Annotated in this window: 19 protein-coding genes; 7 read left to right on the top strand and 12 right to left on the bottom strand. The window is 40.5% G+C overall.

Translation table 11 applies throughout. The features are described from left to right. Positions 1 to 20: 20 nt before the first annotated feature. From ACT4_RS02380 to rsfS, 4 genes are all read left to right on the top strand, one after another. A complete protein-coding gene (locus ACT4_RS02380; protein ID WP_007479501.1) occupies positions 21 to 809 on the top strand; it encodes a crotonase/enoyl-CoA hydratase family protein in 789 nt (262 codons plus the stop codon). A gap of 155 nt (positions 810 to 964) precedes the next feature. Then, on the top strand, positions 965 to 1831 hold the full coding sequence (locus tag ACT4_RS02375; protein ID WP_007479499.1) for an NAD(P)-dependent oxidoreductase: 867 nt from the start codon (positions 965 to 967) through the stop codon (positions 1829 to 1831). A gap of 24 nt (positions 1832 to 1855) precedes the next feature. After that, positions 1856 to 2650 (top strand): hydroxypyruvate isomerase family protein, encoded by a 795-nt coding sequence (locus ACT4_RS02370; RefSeq protein ID WP_004881744.1) that lies wholly within the window; start codon positions 1856 to 1858, stop codon positions 2648 to 2650. A gap of 81 nt (positions 2651 to 2731) precedes the next feature. Further along, the gene (rsfS, locus tag ACT4_RS02365) at positions 2732 to 3130 is read left to right on the top strand and encodes a ribosome silencing factor (protein ID WP_004881741.1); all 399 of its coding nucleotides are present in this window, start codon (positions 2732 to 2734) and stop codon (positions 3128 to 3130) included. A gap of 44 nt (positions 3131 to 3174) precedes the next feature. On the opposite strand, the gene ACT4_RS02360 is transcribed toward rsfS, so the two are convergent. Further along, a complete protein-coding gene (locus ACT4_RS02360; protein WP_007479496.1) occupies positions 3175 to 3792 on the bottom strand; it encodes a hypothetical protein in 618 nt (205 codons plus the stop codon). A 12-nt stretch (positions 3793 to 3804) separates the two neighbouring features. Further along, entirely contained in the window at positions 3805 to 5127 is a 1323-nt protein-coding gene (locus tag ACT4_RS02355; RefSeq protein WP_007479495.1) for an ammonium transporter, read from the bottom strand. A 262-nt stretch (positions 5128 to 5389) separates the two neighbouring features. Here ACT4_RS02355 and ACT4_RS02350 point away from each other — a divergent pair, with 262 nt between their 5' ends. Next, on the top strand, positions 5390 to 6211 hold the full coding sequence (locus ACT4_RS02350; protein WP_007479493.1) for an SDR family NAD(P)-dependent oxidoreductase: 822 nt from the start codon (positions 5390 to 5392) through the stop codon (positions 6209 to 6211). Between the two features lie 95 nt (positions 6212 to 6306). Here the strand turns inward: ACT4_RS02350 and ACT4_RS02345 are convergent, their stop codons facing one another. The 5 genes from ACT4_RS02345 to soxR form a co-directional block, all read right to left on the bottom strand. Further along, positions 6307 to 6885 carry a hypothetical protein gene (locus ACT4_RS02345; RefSeq protein WP_007479491.1) on the bottom strand — a complete coding sequence of 193 codons (579 nt, stop codon included), beginning with the start codon at positions 6883 to 6885 and terminating at the stop codon, positions 6307 to 6309. 204 nt (positions 6886 to 7089) lie between these two features. Continuing rightward, positions 7090 to 8544 (bottom strand): NAD(P)(+) transhydrogenase (Re/Si-specific) subunit beta, encoded by a 1455-nt coding sequence (locus ACT4_RS02340; protein WP_007479490.1) that lies wholly within the window; start codon positions 8542 to 8544, stop codon positions 7090 to 7092. A gap of 3 nt (positions 8545 to 8547) precedes the next feature. Then, the gene (locus ACT4_RS02335; RefSeq protein WP_004881735.1) at positions 8548 to 8871 is read right to left on the bottom strand and encodes a proton-translocating transhydrogenase family protein; all 324 of its coding nucleotides are present in this window, start codon (positions 8869 to 8871) and stop codon (positions 8548 to 8550) included. A gap of 11 nt (positions 8872 to 8882) precedes the next feature. Beyond that, positions 8883 to 10010 (bottom strand): Re/Si-specific NAD(P)(+) transhydrogenase subunit alpha, encoded by a 1128-nt coding sequence (locus ACT4_RS02330; protein WP_004881734.1) that lies wholly within the window; start codon positions 10008 to 10010, stop codon positions 8883 to 8885. Between the two features lie 702 nt (positions 10011 to 10712). Continuing rightward, on the bottom strand, positions 10713 to 11186 hold the full coding sequence (gene soxR / locus ACT4_RS02325) for a redox-sensitive transcriptional activator SoxR (protein ID WP_007479487.1): 474 nt from the start codon (positions 11184 to 11186) through the stop codon (positions 10713 to 10715). Positions 11187 to 11257: 71 nt separating this feature from the next. On the opposite strand from soxR, the gene ACT4_RS02320 reads away from it, so the two are divergent. Continuing rightward, positions 11258 to 11665 (top strand): RidA family protein, encoded by a 408-nt coding sequence (locus tag ACT4_RS02320; RefSeq protein ID WP_007479485.1) that lies wholly within the window; start codon positions 11258 to 11260, stop codon positions 11663 to 11665. Positions 11666 to 11685: 20 nt separating this feature from the next. After that, positions 11686 to 12876 (top strand): MFS transporter, encoded by a 1191-nt coding sequence (locus ACT4_RS02315; protein ID WP_007479484.1) that lies wholly within the window; start codon positions 11686 to 11688, stop codon positions 12874 to 12876. Between the two features lie 35 nt (positions 12877 to 12911). Here ACT4_RS02315 and thpD read toward each other — a convergent pair whose 3' ends face one another. The 5 genes from thpD to ACT4_RS02290 all read right to left on the bottom strand — a co-directional run bounded on the left by thpD (position 12912) and on the right by ACT4_RS02290 (position 16731). Continuing rightward, positions 12912 to 13817 carry an ectoine hydroxylase gene (thpD, locus tag ACT4_RS02310; RefSeq protein ID WP_007479482.1) on the bottom strand — a complete coding sequence of 302 codons (906 nt, stop codon included), beginning with the start codon at positions 13815 to 13817 and terminating at the stop codon, positions 12912 to 12914. A 2-nt stretch (positions 13818 to 13819) separates the two neighbouring features. Continuing rightward, positions 13820 to 14233: an ectoine synthase gene (locus ACT4_RS02305; protein ID WP_007479481.1), complete on the bottom strand. Its 414-nt coding sequence runs from the start codon at positions 14231 to 14233 to the stop codon at positions 13820 to 13822. Further along, on the bottom strand, positions 14230 to 15549 hold the full coding sequence (gene ectB / locus ACT4_RS02300; protein WP_007479479.1) for a diaminobutyrate--2-oxoglutarate transaminase: 1320 nt from the start codon (positions 15547 to 15549) through the stop codon (positions 14230 to 14232). Before ectB ends, ACT4_RS02305 begins: the two co-directional genes overlap by 4 nt. Before the next feature lie 51 nt (positions 15550 to 15600). Continuing rightward, positions 15601 to 16176 (bottom strand): diaminobutyrate acetyltransferase, encoded by a 576-nt coding sequence (ectA, locus tag ACT4_RS02295; RefSeq protein ID WP_004881727.1) that lies wholly within the window; start codon positions 16174 to 16176, stop codon positions 15601 to 15603. A 120-nt stretch (positions 16177 to 16296) separates the two neighbouring features. Then, positions 16297 to 16731, bottom strand: a complete 435-nt coding sequence (locus ACT4_RS02290) for a MarR family winged helix-turn-helix transcriptional regulator (protein WP_004881726.1) — start codon at positions 16729 to 16731, stop codon at positions 16297 to 16299. Between the last annotated feature and the right edge of the window lie 2 nt (positions 16732 to 16733).

The raw sequence follows: 16733 nt of genomic DNA, 5'->3' as shown, positions 1-16733 counted from the left end.
ACACAATAAGAGTAAGGCAGATGGCACTTTTACGCGTTGAAAAGAACAATGGAATCGCAACAGTCTCTTTAAATCGTCCAAATAAACGTAATGCAATGAGCTTTGCATTACTGAAAGAATTGGTTGCGACTGCAAAGAAAATTGAAAAAGATCGTTCAATTCGCTGTGTCATTTTAACGGGTGAAGCAAATGTCTTTAGTGCTGGCATCGACCTTTCTGATTTAAACAATCCAAAAAATACAGCATTTGCCGCATGGGAACTGATCAAACCAGGACAAAGCCTATTCCAAAAAGCATTCTTGATTTGGCAAAATCTGCCGATTCCAGTGATTGCGGCAATCGAAGGCTATTGCTTTGGTGCGGGTATGCAACTCGCACTTGCTGCTGACATTCGGATTGCAACACCGAATACTCAGATGTCGATTATGGAAAGCCGTTGGGGCTTAGTGCCAGATATGGGCTTAACTCGTTCATTGAAAGGCCTTATTGGTGTTGACTTAGCCAAAGAACTTACGCTCACTGCACGTATCTTTGATGCTGAATACGCTAAAGAAATTGGTCTGGTGACGCATTTGGATAATGATCCATTAGCAAAAGCAAATACGATTGCTCAAGAAATGCTTCAACGCTCTCCAGATGCAATTATGGCAGCGAAACGTGTACTTGATGCAATGGAACACCAACCAGAGAAAGCTTTACGCTTAGAAAAGCTGTGGCAACTTAAACTGCTGTTAGGTAAAAATAGCGGACTTGCACGCAAAAAGGATAAAAACCCTGAAGTGCAATTTCTCCCACGCCAATACAAATAAACAAAAAATCCATTCCTATAAAAATAGGAATGGATTACCTATATTCAACAGCTCACTTTTCCAAGCTAACCCTTAATTCAGTAAAGGTTGACTAGCAATAGCGCATCAACTCTGCGAGACTTCTTTAGGACAAGAACAAAGCATAGGCAAACAGCATGAAAATCGACCAAAAAACCCCTATCGCCTTCTTAGGAATGGGCTTAATGGGCACAAGGATGACCAGTCGTCTTTTAAAGGCTGGCTATACTGTTGCTGTATGGAATCGTAGCCAACATGCTTGCGACCCGCTCATTCGAGAAGGTGCACTCGCACTCGAACTTGATGAAATCGCAAAATATCCCGTAATCTTGACTTGTCTTGCCGATGATAAAGCCGTGCAAAGTGTTTTTGCCCAAATTGAATCCTACTTACAACCCAATCAAATCATTGTAGATTTTTCCAGCCTCTCCGTAGCGGCGACGCTCGAACTTGCCCGAGCAAGTCAAGAGCAACAAGTCACATGGATTGACTCCCCTGTTTCAGGTGGAACACTCGGTGCAGAACAAGGCACTTTGGTGATCTTTGCGGGTGGAAATGCTGAGGCAATTCAACGTCTCAATCCTATTTACGATGTACTTTCCCAACGTGTCACTCGTATGGGTGAATCTGGAACTGGCCAAGCCACCAAAATTTGTAATCAGTTAATCGTGGCAGCAAATAGCACCTTGATTGCCGAAGCCGTTGCACTTGCCGATCAAGCTGGTGTCGATACCACATTACTTGCACCAGCACTTGCAGGCGGCTTCGCTGACTCAAAACCCTTTCAAATTCTTGCACCACGCATGGCAACTCATACCTTTGAACCCGTGCAATGGAAAGTACAAACCCTCTCTAAAGATTTAAATAATGCTGTTCAACTTGCAGAAGGCTTTAACTTAAACATTCCTGTTGCACAAAAAGCTCTACAACAGTTACAAGCCCACCAAGAAAATGGCTTTGCTGAGAATGATTTAGCTACTATCATTCAATATATAGAACAATAATTTATGAAATCAGGGAGTTTGAAAATGAGCCAACTTGCCATCAACTTATCCATGATTTTTACTGAAGTACCGTTAATTGAACGTTTTGCTTTAGCCCACGCACATGGATTCCAACACGTAGAAATACAGTTCCCCTATGAACTTGATATTTCGGATATACGCACTCAACTCGAACAATATAATTTATCACTTGGTTTGATCAACGTACCAGCAGGCGACCTCATGCAAGGTGGAAATGGACTAGCGGGTGTACCCGGAAGAGAGCTCGAGTTTCATCATGCCTTAGAGCTTGCAATCGAATACGCAAATGCACTCAATGTACCTCGTGTAAACATCCTCGCAGGCAAACAGCCCTTGGATGCTGATTTACTGCCTTGCCTAAACACGCTTTCAAATAACCTTAAACTTGCTTGCCATATGCTCACAGAACAAGGTATTGAACCTGTTATTGAAATGATCAATGGCACAGATATGCCCCGCTTTTTGGTACAAAATATTGCACAAGCTCAAGAAATGCTTGAGGCTGTTAATCATCCAAAACTGAAAATGCAATACGATTGCTACCATATGGCAATGATGGGTGAAGATGTTCTGACAGGTTTGCAAGAAAATTTGCATCAAATTGGGCATATTCAATTTGCAGATTGCCCAAATCGTAATGAGCCAGATACTGGAAATATCCCATACAAGCAGATCTTTGACTGGTTATTGCAAAGTGACTACCAAGGTCTAATCGCAGCTGAATACAGACCAAAAACTCAATCAGATCAATCTTTTGCATGGAAAAATAAGTATTTTTCAAATGATGTGAATACATAAACTGTTACTGCTGAAATTTGAATTCCATAGAGAAAAACGGTATATTTGACAATGAGCAATTGTCAGGAAAATATACCCTCTATGAATTTAGAACCATCGCCCAGCGCTTCTAATTCTCACGACCTAAAAATCAAAACATCCAACAAAGATGTACATGCTTGCTTAAAAGTTGTACATGAAGCCCTTACTGATGTAAAAGCCAAAGATATTTTAGAACTTGATGTAAGTTCTATTAGCAATGTTGCCGATGCGATTGTAATCGCAAGCGGTACTTCAACTCGTCATGTCAAAGCACTTGCTGACAATGTTGCTGATGAAGCACGTAAAGCAGGCTTCCGCCCACTCGGTGTCGAAGGTGAACGTGATGCTGAGTGGATCTTAATCGATCTAGGTTATGTCGTTGTACATGTAATGTTGCCTACTGCGCGTAAGTTTTATGACTTAGAAAGCTTATGGCGTGCACCAGAATCTGTAGCTTAAAAATTAGCTCAAAAAAAGCGACCGAATCGGTCGCTTTTTTATGCCTACAAAAACTGTTTTACATCTACCTCAGGATAGCGTTGCTTGATATCATTTTTAATCAGCGCATAGAGCTGATCAGCTTTGATCGGACCATAAAAGTCACAATAGATTGCATAAAGTACGGTAATCATCGGTGCATAATTTTGTGGTGAGAACTGTTGCAAAGACTCTCTCTCAGAACCAACGACATACCAATACTCCGCAAGCGATCGATGCTTCTTCATTTTGAGCTGTATTTCTTCAACAAACTCTAGATAATCATTTCGAGCAACAGATTTTAAAATCGCCATGACAAAATCATAGAATGCCTGAAATGAGTCAACGACCTCCTCCCCTTGCTTTGGAACAGCAACGCTTTTGTCATTTTTAACTTTTAAGCGTTGCTGTTTTTCTACTACAGATATTTCATGCAATACTTGTCGTAACATATCTTTGCGCTGTAGACGCATCTCATCATTGGTGCAAATCTCACTCAGAAAACGATTTAAAACAAAAGAAGGTTGATTACCATATTCACTTTCCCAATATTGCAAAACACGTTGTAAAACGGTATCAGGCATAAACTGAGCCAAGCCTTTCTCTACTGCTAATTTCTTTTGTTCAATGGTTAATTCAGCCATAACAAACGCCTCTTAGTGACGATGAGTAATATTGTCAGTTTCAAAAGTTAAATCGCGCTGGAACTCTGGATAAGACAGCTCTGCATGCTCGGTATAGTCTAAACCGCGTTGTTCATGCTGTTGTGACACTCGAAGTCCACCGAGAACTTTATCCAGTACTTTGAACATGATAAATGCAACTCCAAAACCCCAAATAAATGCCGCACCAACACCCAGTGCTTGTACACCGATTACATTCAAATTAAATGGGTTACTTTCCAAGAAAATCCCCGCAGCAATGGTTCCCCATGCACCACAAACACCATGAACGGCGACAGCATCCACCACATCATCCAGCTGCATTTTTTCCAAAAGTTGCGGAACAAACGTAATCAATAAACCCGCAAAAGCCCCTGTAATCACTGCATACAATGGAGACATGGTTGCGCATCCAGCCGTGATCGCAACCAATCCAGCTAATGATGCATTAATGGTATAACGAATCAGTACGGCTTTAGATTGAATTAATGCAAGAATCATATAAGTCGCAGCAGCAGCACAGGCAGCCAGATGTGTATTCAAAGCAATTCGCCCAATACTGACACTTGCAGAAACAGTCGAAGCTGCATTAAAACCAAACCAAGCAAACCATAAAATAAATCCACCAAGCGCAACTAAAGGTAAGTTATGCCCCGCTAAAAAGTGGCTTTGTCCCTTACGTCCAAATCTTCCTAGGCGTGGCCCTAAGATAATAATTCCAGCCAATGCCACCCAACCACCGATAGAATGAACAACCGTTGAACCTGCAAAATCAATAAAACCGAGTGCTTTTAACCAACCATCACCACCAAACAAGCCACCCCAAGCCCAACTACCGAATATTGGATAAATCACACCACTCACAATAATTGCACTTACCACATAAGCCATGAAATGAATGCGTTCAGCCATCGCACCACTCGCAATCGTTGTCGCTGTAGCCGCAAACATCATTTGGAAAAACAGAAGATTCCAATGCCAATCATCTAAGGCATCAGGCATAAAATGACTTAAACCCACCCAACCCGTTTGATTAAGCCCAAACATCAAACCAAAACCAAACAGCCAAAAAACCAATCCACCGATACACATATCCATATAGTTTTTCATGAGTACATTTACGGTGTTTTTACTACGTACAGACCCACTTTCAATCAGAGCAAATCCAGCTTGCATAAAAAAGACTAGTATCCCCCCAACAACCACCCAAACACTGTCTAATGAAATGCGAATTTCCTGAATATTTTGCACAGGTTCTGCTGAAGCCTGTGATGAGAGAAATAATAAAAATGGCAAAATTAAAATTATACTTTTCATAGAATTCCCCTAAAAAGATCAAGCAATTCAATGCAAAGAGAATGCCAAGATCAAAACAACTTCTTCTCAAAAATTCATTGATTTATTTTTATTCATCATAAAAAAAGCAGTGAAAGCACATGTTGATTATTAAAGGATTTTATCTAACTTATTTAACCATCTATCCGCTTGCAATAAATTTTGACATGACAAATTGTCAAAATTAACGCACTATAGAACCGTTTTGGAACTCGACGAATAAAAAGTATCTCAGGAGAAAAAAATGAAAGTGCTAATTACAGGTGCAAACACGGGTATTGGGTTTGCCACCGCTGAGCAATTAGTGAAACAAGGACAGCATGTCATCCTCGCTTGTCGCAATACAGAAAAAGCGAAAGCAGCACAAAATCGTCTTCTTGCATTAGGACAAGGTAAAGTTGATACTGTTCAACTCGACCTCAATAGTCTCGATGCAACAGCCCAAGCAGCAGATAAAATCGCTGACCGATATGGTAGCTTAGATGTTTTGATTAATAATGCAGGACTCTTCGCCAAGACCAAACAGTTTACCCAAGATGGCTTTGAACAACAGTTTGGCGTGAACTATCTTGGGCATTTTTTGCTTACACACAAATTGATTCCTACTTTAGAACAAGCGCCAAAAGCTCGAATTGTACACCTAGCATCAATTGCGCACTGGGCTGGTTCAATTAAACCTAATAAGTTTCGCGCAGAAGGTTTTTACAATCCGCTGTTTTATTATGGTCAATCTAAACTTGCTAACCTACTATTCAGCAACGCACTTGCGGAACGGTTAACCAATAGCACAATCACCAATAATGCGCTGCATCCTGGTGGTGTTGCGTCAGATATTTATCGTGAATTACCAAAGCCTGTTTATGAAATCATGAAATTAGGTTTAGTCCCAACCTCTGTTCCAGCAAAGCTCATTACAGAAATGGCGATTGGTGATTCTTGGGCAAACCGAAATGGTGAATATGTGAGTGCTCATATGCCTGACTGGAAATCATCTCATGCTAAAAATCGACAGCTCGCTCAAGATCTTTATGAAGAATCAATGAACCTAGTAGAAAAATATCTTTAAATTATCTGCAATAAAAAAGCCACCCAAGGGTGGCTTCATCAATCCTGATAGGAGGTCAGATTAGTGACTAGAACGATTGGGTTTATTATAGAGTTTTAATCATTAAGTCTGTATTTTTCAATTACTTTATTTTCCAACTCACGAGTTACATTACTTGTAGTTCTATAAACATCTTCATGTTCCATAAAATGCAGATTCCAAAAACCTAGCTCCTTACCATCCTTATCATATTCTTTTTGAGATTCAGGAGGTAGTAAATCAAAATTAGTAATTCGATAAAAATACAGATTTCCATTTTTGTCAAAATGATTGGTTCTACCGCCCTTTAGATCATATTCATCTATACTTCTAGCCATCAGTACAAATTGATTATTGATTAAAATATAATGATCCACCAGAAAACCAGCAATGCTACTCTTGATTTTTCGCTTTGAGTAATGCTCAGTGTAAGCCACTAAATTAAATTTTTCTCCAGAATAAATAGAAGTCGTAGCAACTCCATTTAAACGATTAATTATGGTTATTTCTTCATAGATAAAATTATTATCTTTATCTAAGCAGGTAATTTTAGAAGATACCCAAATAGATCGCTCCATACCAACATCTAAATCGTTCAATATAATTTTTCTTATCGGATAGTCTTCATGTGCTTCTTGAATTGTTACTTCGATCATGATGTAAAAATATGCATTAGAGCATTATTATCAGTATTTTTAGTCTATAAGATGTTTTCATTTTTTCAAGTAGCATGAATTTCTCTTAGTCACAAAATCAATTCTCTTTATTCGCGGGATAGATTCAACGTTACGACAACACACAATACCTTTAATAAAAAAGCCACCCAAGGGTGGCTTCTTCAATCCTGATAGGAGGTCAGATTAGTGACCACCACCATTGATTGCTTTAGTCATGTCTTCAACAACTTTCTTCGCATCACCGAAGATCATCATAGTTTTTTCATTGTAGAACAAGTCATTGTCTAAGCCAGCATAACCTGTTGCCATAGAACGTTTGATCACCATGATTGTACGAGCTTTATGGGCTTCAAGAATCGGCATACCATAGATTGGTGAGCTTGGATCATCTTTTGCCGCTGGGTTAACAACGTCATTCGCACCGATTACAAGTACTACATCAGTTGCAGGGAAATCAGAGTTGATCTCATCCATTTCCAAGATGTCTTCATACGCAACATCAGCTTCAGCAAGTAATACGTTCATGTGACCAGGCATACGACCTGCAACTGGGTGAATCGCGAAGCGTACTTTTACACCTTGCTCTTTCAAGATTTCACATAATTCTTTAACCGCATTCTGTGCACGACCTTGCGCCATACCATAACCTGGTACGATCACAACGCTGTCTGCATTTGACATCAAGAAGCCTGCGTCATCTGCTGAACCAGAACGATGATTACGTTGAACTTGAGCACCCTTGTCTGCTGTTGCAACTGCCGCACCACCCATCGCACCACCAAACAATACGTTGATGATTGACCGGTTCATTGCCTTACACATGATGTAAGAAAGAATTGCACCCGAAGAGCCTACTAGTGAACCCGCAACGATCAACATATTGTTTTCAAGTGTGAAACCAATACCTGCCGCAGCCCAACCAGAGAATGAGTTAAGAAGCGATACCACAACTGGCATATCACCACCACCTACTGGTGCAATCCAAACCCAACCGAATGCAAGTGCAAGCGCTGTCATCGCCCAGAATGCAGTCATGTTACCTGTCGTGAAGAAGTAGAAACCACATGCAAGCATTGCGATGAAAATCGTTGCTTGAACAGGTTTAACCCATGCACCAGAAATCGTTTTTGCCCATTTTTTCGCAGCAAGTTTACCGTAAGCAAATACAGATGCTGTAAAGGTAATCGCACCAACAAAACAGCCAACAAACAATTCAAATAAATGAACCGCACTCATGTGAGCATGTTGAACACCAGCAGTACTTAAGGCAGCTTCATTTTGCTCAAACAATACTGTTAATTGGTTGTTATGCAGAATTGCAGCAATCGCAATCAATACCGCAGCCAAACCAACTAATGAGTGCATCAACGCAACTGTTTCAGGCATTTGCGTCATTGGAACTGTTCTCGCACGAGCGATACCAACAATACCACCCAACACCATCGCACCAACGATCATCCAAACAACAGGATGTTCTGCTACGAAGAAAGTCGTGATTACCGCAATAGTCATTGCGATCATACCGTAACGGTTACCTTGAATCGCAGTCTTAGGACCTGACAAACCACGCAACGTTAAGATAAAGAGGACTGCACCAACAAGGTAGAACCAATCCGCATAGTCTCGAATAAATTCCATCAATTAGCCCTCTTTTTTCTTTTGCTTCGGCTTGAACATTTCAAGCATACGAGCAGTTACAGCAAAGCCACCAAAAATATTGATACTTGCCAAGAACACAGCAACTGCACCCAAAATGCTTACAACGTTTACGCTTTGGAAAGCAACGTTTGCATCAACACCAATCGCAGGCATACCTACAGTTTGAATCATTGCTCCAACGATAATGATTGAAGACAATGCATTCGTAACCGCCATTAATGGCGTATGCAATGCAGGTGTTACACCCCAAACAACGTAATAACCTACGAAGATGGCAAGGACGAAAATTGTAATCGTTTCAACCATGAGAACTCTCCTTAACCGCGCTTGAGCAGTACTTGACCGCCATGAGTCACGAGTAACGCTTTTTGGATTTCATCTTCTTGATTGAGTACAAAACCTTTTTCTTTGTCGAATAATGTCTCAACAAAGTTAAATACGTTACGTGCGTACAATGCAGATGCTTCAGTTGCAACTGTGCCTGGAATGTTTGGAATACCCAAAATCTTCACGCCATTTTCAGTTGTAACGGTCTCGCCTTCTTTAGAGCCTTCAACGTTACCGCCAGTTTCAACTGCCATATCTAAAATGACAGAACCTGGTTTCATCTTGGCAACAGTTTCAGCTTTGATTAAACGTGGCGCATTACGACCTGGAATCAATGCAGTAGTGATCACGATATCTGCATTTGATACCGCTTTATCTACAATCGCAGCTTGATCCTTAATGTATTGCTCACCCGGCTGCCAACCATATCCACTTTTCGCAGCTTCGGCAGCTCGTTGTTTTTCTTCGTCTGACATTGGTACGTCTAACCATTTACCACCTAAAGACTCAACTTGTTCTTTAGCAGTTGGACGTAAGTCAGTTGCTTCTACAACTGCGCCTAAACGTTTTGCAGTCGCAATCGCTTGAAGACCAGCAACACCAACACCCATGATCACAACACGTGCAGGTTTTACAGTACCCGCAGCTGTCATTAACATTGGGAACATACGTTGATATTCAGCCGCAGCAAGCAATACAGATTTATAACCTGCCAAGTTTGCTTGAGATGAAAGTACGTCCATGTTTTGTGCGCGTGAAAGCGTACGAGGAAGTAATTCCAAAGCAAAAGCATTCACTTGCTGAGCAGCGAATTGGTCTAATTCTGAATTGCGGTAAGGGTCAAACATTGCTACTACAGTAGTATTCGCCGCAAGTTTTTGAATTTCTTCGCCTTTAGGAGCGCGTACTTTCAAAATAATTTGGCTACCTGTATATGCATCGTCCGTAATGGTTGCGCCAACTTGTTCATAAGCACTGTCAATATACGCAGCTTTAACACCAGCACCACGTTCAATGACAACGCTATGACCTGCGTTAATCAACTTTTTAACTGTCTCTGGTGTAGCAGCTACGCGGCTTTCACCTGCGACAGTTTCGGTTGGGATTCCGATCTGCATGAGCGTTCCTCAAGCTAGTTGTTCTTAAGTAAACATCGCGACTCGCAATGTTTCCCCCAGGAGTATTCTTTGTAGAAATTTGGATTCTAATGGAACTTTTTTAAAATTCCACCCAATATTTATTTAATAAATACCTATATTTTGAACTGATGATTCACTTTTCTTATTCAAACTTGTATGATCCGCAGGTTTGCCTTTTGATCAGCAAAACCAATTCATTCATATTGTCTTAATATGAAATTCTGATCATTCTCGATATCGATCCATGCATCGTTCTACTCTTTTCTTTCCAGTAAGAAAGATCCAAGTGACATTTATTAAATAAACCTTTATTTCATCTGTATTGAAGATACTTTCAAACCAAATCCATCTATTTGTCTTTAGCTGATCGTTTGCATCGCAACAGATTCAAGGGCTGATTTCGCATCATAATCATGCAGTTGTTAGGAGGGATTGGCTTATTTGAACTTTTATTGGTCTTTTCGGCGACATAAAGCTGAGTAATTCTTATTAATAAATCGAGCTACTATTTAAGGTAGAGTTATCTTTACCCATACTTTCAGTCGAATCCAAATAAAAGTAAAAAAGAAATGTAAAAACTTAAAATGGCATTTTTTCAAGTGATATTTGTATGATTTCGTCCAACAAAACCAAGATAAATGCACAATATTGGTGCGTATTTTTTATTCTCTATTCAACTTCTTATTTCTTTTGATTGAGCATAAATAAAATTTCTTGAAAATGTGCTCCCATTGCCTCCTCTGCTAAACAGTCATCAGGATTTCTTAGTGGACATTGATCCAAAGAAAGACAGCCACATCCAATACATTGATCGAGCTGCTGGCGAAGTTGTAACAACATCATAATCTGTTGATCAAGTTGTCCCTGCCATTGCTGTGACATCTGCTGCCAGTCTTTTTTCGTCGCGACCTGCTGTTTAGGTAAGGAACTAAACGTGGTTTTTATCTGCTGTAAACTAATACCAACCTGTTGTGCTGCTTTCACAATTGCAATTCGTCTCAGCATCGCTCGTTGATAACGACGCTGATTGCCAGCTGTTCGTATTCCCCAAATCAATTGTTTTTCTTCATAAAAACGAATTGTCGGCACACTGACGCCGCTACGTTTTGCAAGTTCGCCAATCGTCAGCCAAGCCTGAGGATGTTCTTTTTTCAAAATATGCTTGACCTCTAGTTAACTTGAGCTTTGATACTAACATAACTCAGATTTCAAAATGATGTAGAGCTATGAATCAAGCATTTAAAATCACAAATCCAAGTGAACTCTATGATCCACGTAGCAACGGTTATAGTCATATTGCAGTTGTACACCCCAATCAGCGCATCATTCATATTGCAGGTCAAGGCGGTGAAAATAAAAATGGTGTTCTTTCTGAAAATTTTGACCAACAGGTACAACAAGTCTTTTATAATATTCAACATGCGCTCAGCTCAGTTCAAGCACAATATACAGATATTGCCATTTTACGTATTTTAATTGTTGATCATAATCCTGAAAAACATCAGATATTGATTCAAGTCATGCAAACATTGTGGAAACATCATGCCTTCCCTGTTTGCACGCTCATTCCTGTCTCACGTTTGGCCTTAGATGGCATGCTGATTGAAATCGAAGCAACCGCATACACCGCATAAACCAACTACAGAGAAAATTTATGTCTGCTCTTGAAGATATTAGTCAAAATAAAGCCTTACTTTGGTTTATGGCGGCAGCATGTGGTTTGTGTGCAGGTGCCAACTACTATAGCCAGCCTTTGATTCATTCGATTCAGCAATACTTTTCTGTGACTGAAGGTCAAGCGGCGCTCACAGTTACTTTTGCACAAGTCTCCTATGCACTCGGACTACTATTTATCGTGCCGATGGGTGATGTGGTGAATAAAACCAAATTTATTCCATTGCTTATGGCTTTGTGCGCAGTCGGTCTATTCATCAGTGCATTCTCTGTGAATCTTCCAATGCTGTGGGTTGGTACAATTATGGCAGGATTATTTTCTGTTGCAGCACAGGTGCTCATCCCGCTTGCAACCATGACCGTGCAACCTGAAAAAACAGGTGAAGTGGTTGGCTTTCTCATGAGTGGCTTACTGGTCGGTATTTTACTTTCTACAAGTCTGGCAGGACTGTTCTCGAATTTATTTCACTGGAAAGTCATTTATGTGGTGAGTGGAATACTCATGTTGATTTTGGCCTATGCACTGAAAAGTCGCCTTCCTTATGTAATGCGTATGAAGCTGAACTATGGTCAAGTGTTTGTTTCTATGGCTCAACTATTGAAACAAGAAAAGCGCCTAGTGTTACGCGCACTTGCAGGTGGATTCGCTTTTGCAGCAGTCAGCATCTTATATTCTACGATTGCGTTATTACTCAGCTCAGCACATCACCTACCTGATTTGTTGATTGGTATGGTGACTTTAGTCGGTATTTTTGGTGCGCTTTCAACTCAATATATTGGTAAATATGCAGATCAAGGTTATACCAAACATTTAACGTGGATCGGTTGCGCATTATTTATTTTGAGTTGGATCTTTTTCTACTACGGTCAAACATTCCTTATCAGTTATATTCTTGGTTTTACACTAATTCAGTTAGCGTTAGCACTGGTGCATACCAGTAACCAAAGTATTATTTTCCGTTTACGTCCTGATGCCAAATCACGTATCAATGCCATTTATATGACAGCCTATTTCACAGGTGGTGCATGCGGTTCTGCTTTAGGTATTTTTGCTTGGAATAACGGCGGTTGGAGCATGACATGCTTAGCGGGGATTAGCCTCGTGTTTGCTTGTATGTTATTTAGCTTTTTAGATAGTTATTTCACTGTGCCGAAAGCCATCACCGAGTAAATAAAAAGCCAAGTCCTGAGACTTGGCTTTTTGACTTAAAGTTCTAAGTTTTTGGGTTGAATAGCATCTATATCTTCTCTGGCTGCAATAAACTCAGGTCTAGGCTTAATGCCGCCTAAAGGTTGTTGCAATTGATTGTCAATACTATTGTAGACAAAGAAAATATTGCTCCGAGAGAATGGCGTAATATTGCTATTTGAACCATGCATAAGGTTGCAATCGAAGAACACAACACTTCCAGCTAATCCTGTGCAAGAGTGAATACCCCCCATATCAGCCAGATACTCTAATAAACTGCCATCTGGCACACCATATTCTTGCTTCTTCAAAGACTTTTTATAGTGCTCATCAGGTGTTTCACCTTGGCAAGAAATATAATGCTTGTGCGATCCTGGGATCACCAATAACGGCCCATTATGTTCGCTATTATCTGTCAATAAAATCGAACAACTCAACGCACGCATTCTCGGCATACCATCTTCACTATGCCAAGTTTCAAAGTCAGAATGCCAAAAGAACTCTTTGCCGTGCAGACCCGGCTTATAGTTGATACGAGACTGATGCACATAAACTTCGCTACCAAGCAATGATCGTGCAACATTCAGTACACGTTCATCTGAAACTAAGTTTTTAAATACGTCATTCAAACGATGTACGTTAAAGATTGAACGTACTTCTTGGCTTTCTCTTTCGATAATCGCTTCTGGACGTTGCTGCACCGCAAAATCTTGCCGCATTTGATGCAATTCATCGAGCAAATATTTCACTTCTTCTGCACTAAACAAGTGATCTATCTGTAAGAAACCATTTTTGGCATAGTCTTGCTTTTGCTGCTCGGATACACCTTGTGTGATGCTTTCTTCATAAACCACAGGATCAACACGCGCCACAATTGCAGCCGAATCATTTCGTCGAGTTAGATAAGGATTACTCATTTGCATGATTAAGCCTCCTCCTCCACTTGTTTCATCATTTGTTCAGGTGTTGCATAAACACCATCTTTGTCGTGAACTTCTGTTCCAACCAATGCAGGATTAAAGGTACACACCAACACTAAATCCGTTTTTGCACGTAAATAGTGATTGTCATTTTTGTTCAAGGCATACAATGTTCCCGGTGTAATTTTGTAGACGTCACCAGAAGGAATCAGTTCAACTTCACCCTCACCTTGTACGCAATACACCGCTTCCAAATGATTTTTGTACCAAATATGGGTTTGTGTACCCGCAAAAATCGTTGTTTCATGCATTGAAAAGCCCATACCATCTTCTTGTAACAATAGACGGCGGCTTGCCCAAGTTTCTGTTTGCACATCACGCTCAGTATTTAAGATATCTTGTAGTTGACGTACGATCATGAAACAGCTCCTTGTAATTTATTCATAGATTTGCTTTGAGTACTCAAAGTTTTAGCGTGAGCATCATCTTGCACAACTTGCTCAATCGCCTGAGTTAGCAGGTCGATCCCTTTTTCTAAGGTCTCATTCTCAATGGTCAATGGTGGAAGCAATTTCACCACTTCGCCACGACTACCTGAGGTTTCAATCACTAAGCCTAGATTGAACGCTTGTGTTGTCACCTCATCAGCCAAATCAGGATTTTTAAAGGCAACACCTTGCATCAACCCACGACCACGATGTGTCAGTTCAGCTTCAGGAAATTTTTGCACGATGTGTCTTAGGCGGCTGCTCACCAACTCAGACTTTTGCGCCAATTCTGTTTGGAATTTTCGATCTGCCCAAAATTTTTGAATGGCTGTGGTTGCAGTGACAAATGCTAGATTATTACCGCGGAAAGTTCCGTTATGTTGTCCCGATTTCCAAATATCTAAAGACGGCTTAAACAGCACCAATGACATCGGCAGACCAAAACCTGACAATGATTTAGATAAAGTCACAATATCAGGGTAAATCTCAGCTTTTTCAAAGCTAAAGAAACTTCCAGAACGACCACATCCTGCTTGAATATCATCCACAATTAATAATATTTTGTGCTGCTTACACAAGGTCGAAAGTTTTTTAAGCCATTGCATACTTGCTGTATTTAGACCACCTTCACCTTGCACGCATTCCACAATAATCGCCGCAGGTAGATCCACACCACTACTTCGATCCGCGAGCAGTTTATCAAGCATCGCAATGGTATCAACGTCATCACCAAAATAGCCTGCATAAGCAGCATGATGAACATTGCCTAACTCAACACCAGCTGCTTCACGGAACTTTTGATTTCCTGTAAGTGAAAGTGCACCTAAGCTGACACCATGAAAGCCATTGGTGAAAGCAATAATATTGTGTCGCTTAGTCACGTTACGTGCGAGTTTGATCGCAGCTTCAACAGCATTAGTCCCTGTTGGACCAGTAAATTGCAACTTATAATCCAAAGCTCTTGGCTTTAAGATGTATTGCTCAAAAGTCTCAATAAACGCTTTCTTTGCAGACGTCGCCATATCCAAACCATGCACAATCCCATCTTGCATCAGATAGTCAATCGCAGCTTGCTTTAAGACTGGATTGTTATGTCCATAGTTTAATGTGCCTGCACCCGCCAAAAAGTCGATGTAGTGCTTATTTTTCTCGTCCACTAAAACTGCATTTTTTGCAGTTTTAAATACTGTAGGAAAAGAATGGATATAGCCGCGTACTTCAGACTCTAATCGGCTGAAAATATTCATGAATCACTCCGAGTGAATGTAAAACAACAAGATCAACGCTTTAAAGGTTGATCAATTCCAATCCCAACGCCCTAATGTGTAGAGATCTTCAGGTTCATGTTGTGTTTCAAAAGGTTCTGGTTCTAAGGGTTGCAACGCCTGTTTTGATAAAAATGGACTGACTTTGCAATCAACATCAAAACGGGAAGCGAAACTGCGGAAAAGATTTTGAGAGGCTTTGTTACTTGGTGAAATTGTTGTTTTTAATCGTTTTAATTGGCGGGGTTCTAGGCATTGTTCTCTAACATTATCAAGGAGTAAGGAGCCTATGCCTTTTCCTTGTACCGTGGGCGAGACCGCAATCTGCCACAAGAAGTAAGTATCTGGCTCTTCAGGGCAAATATATCCCGTGACAGCACCACAAATTTGTCCCTTATGATCATAAGCAACAAAACAAGTGTCCGTATGATGCTCAGCAAGTAATGCATAAGCGTAGAGTGAATTTAAATCCAAAGATGGGCAAGATTGAATCAAGGCATGAACTTCTCGCACATCTTGTGGTTGAAAGTTGCGCACATTGTATTGATTCAATTGATGAATAATTGATTGTTTGGTCGAACGTATCGACTGTCTTGATAAAGCTTCCACGCTATCTCCTTTTGTATTTCCATACTCGGCATACTCAAGTTAAGTGTGGTATCAGAAAAGCTTTTGGGCTGTTAGAAATTAATCACATCTTTATCTGTATTATCTTGCTTTTTACTGGCTTTAATTTGGAACTTTTGCCTCTAATAACTGGGCAAACTGCTCTAACGAAATAACGAGACTTTGGCGCTCATCATTGGTTAATGCTTGTAAAGCCAGTGAAAAACCTTCTGGTAATGCAGATGGTGATTGATCGAGTAATTGCTCACCTTTTGAAGTCAGGCTGACACGTACATGTCGACGGTCTTGTGTATCCCTCATACGCAATACCAACCCTTTTTCTTCTAGGCGATCAACAATCCCAACAACCGTACTTGGACTAACAAAAATTGCTTTCCCTATCGCAGACATACTGCAAGGACCAATTTTTGCAATCGTCATCAGAGCAACTAATTGTGGTGTGGTGATATGGTGAAGTTGAGACAATCGTTTGGAATAAAGCTCCACACATTGTTCTATCCGCCGAACACTTTGCAAAACACGTACAGCATCATCCATCT

Origin of the sequence: Acinetobacter sp. NBRC 100985, assembly GCF_000241225.1 — a bacterium.
GTDB classification, from domain to species: Bacteria; Pseudomonadota; Gammaproteobacteria; order Pseudomonadales; family Moraxellaceae; genus Acinetobacter; species Acinetobacter venetianus.
This window is presented reverse-complemented; position numbering and strand designations above follow the sequence as displayed.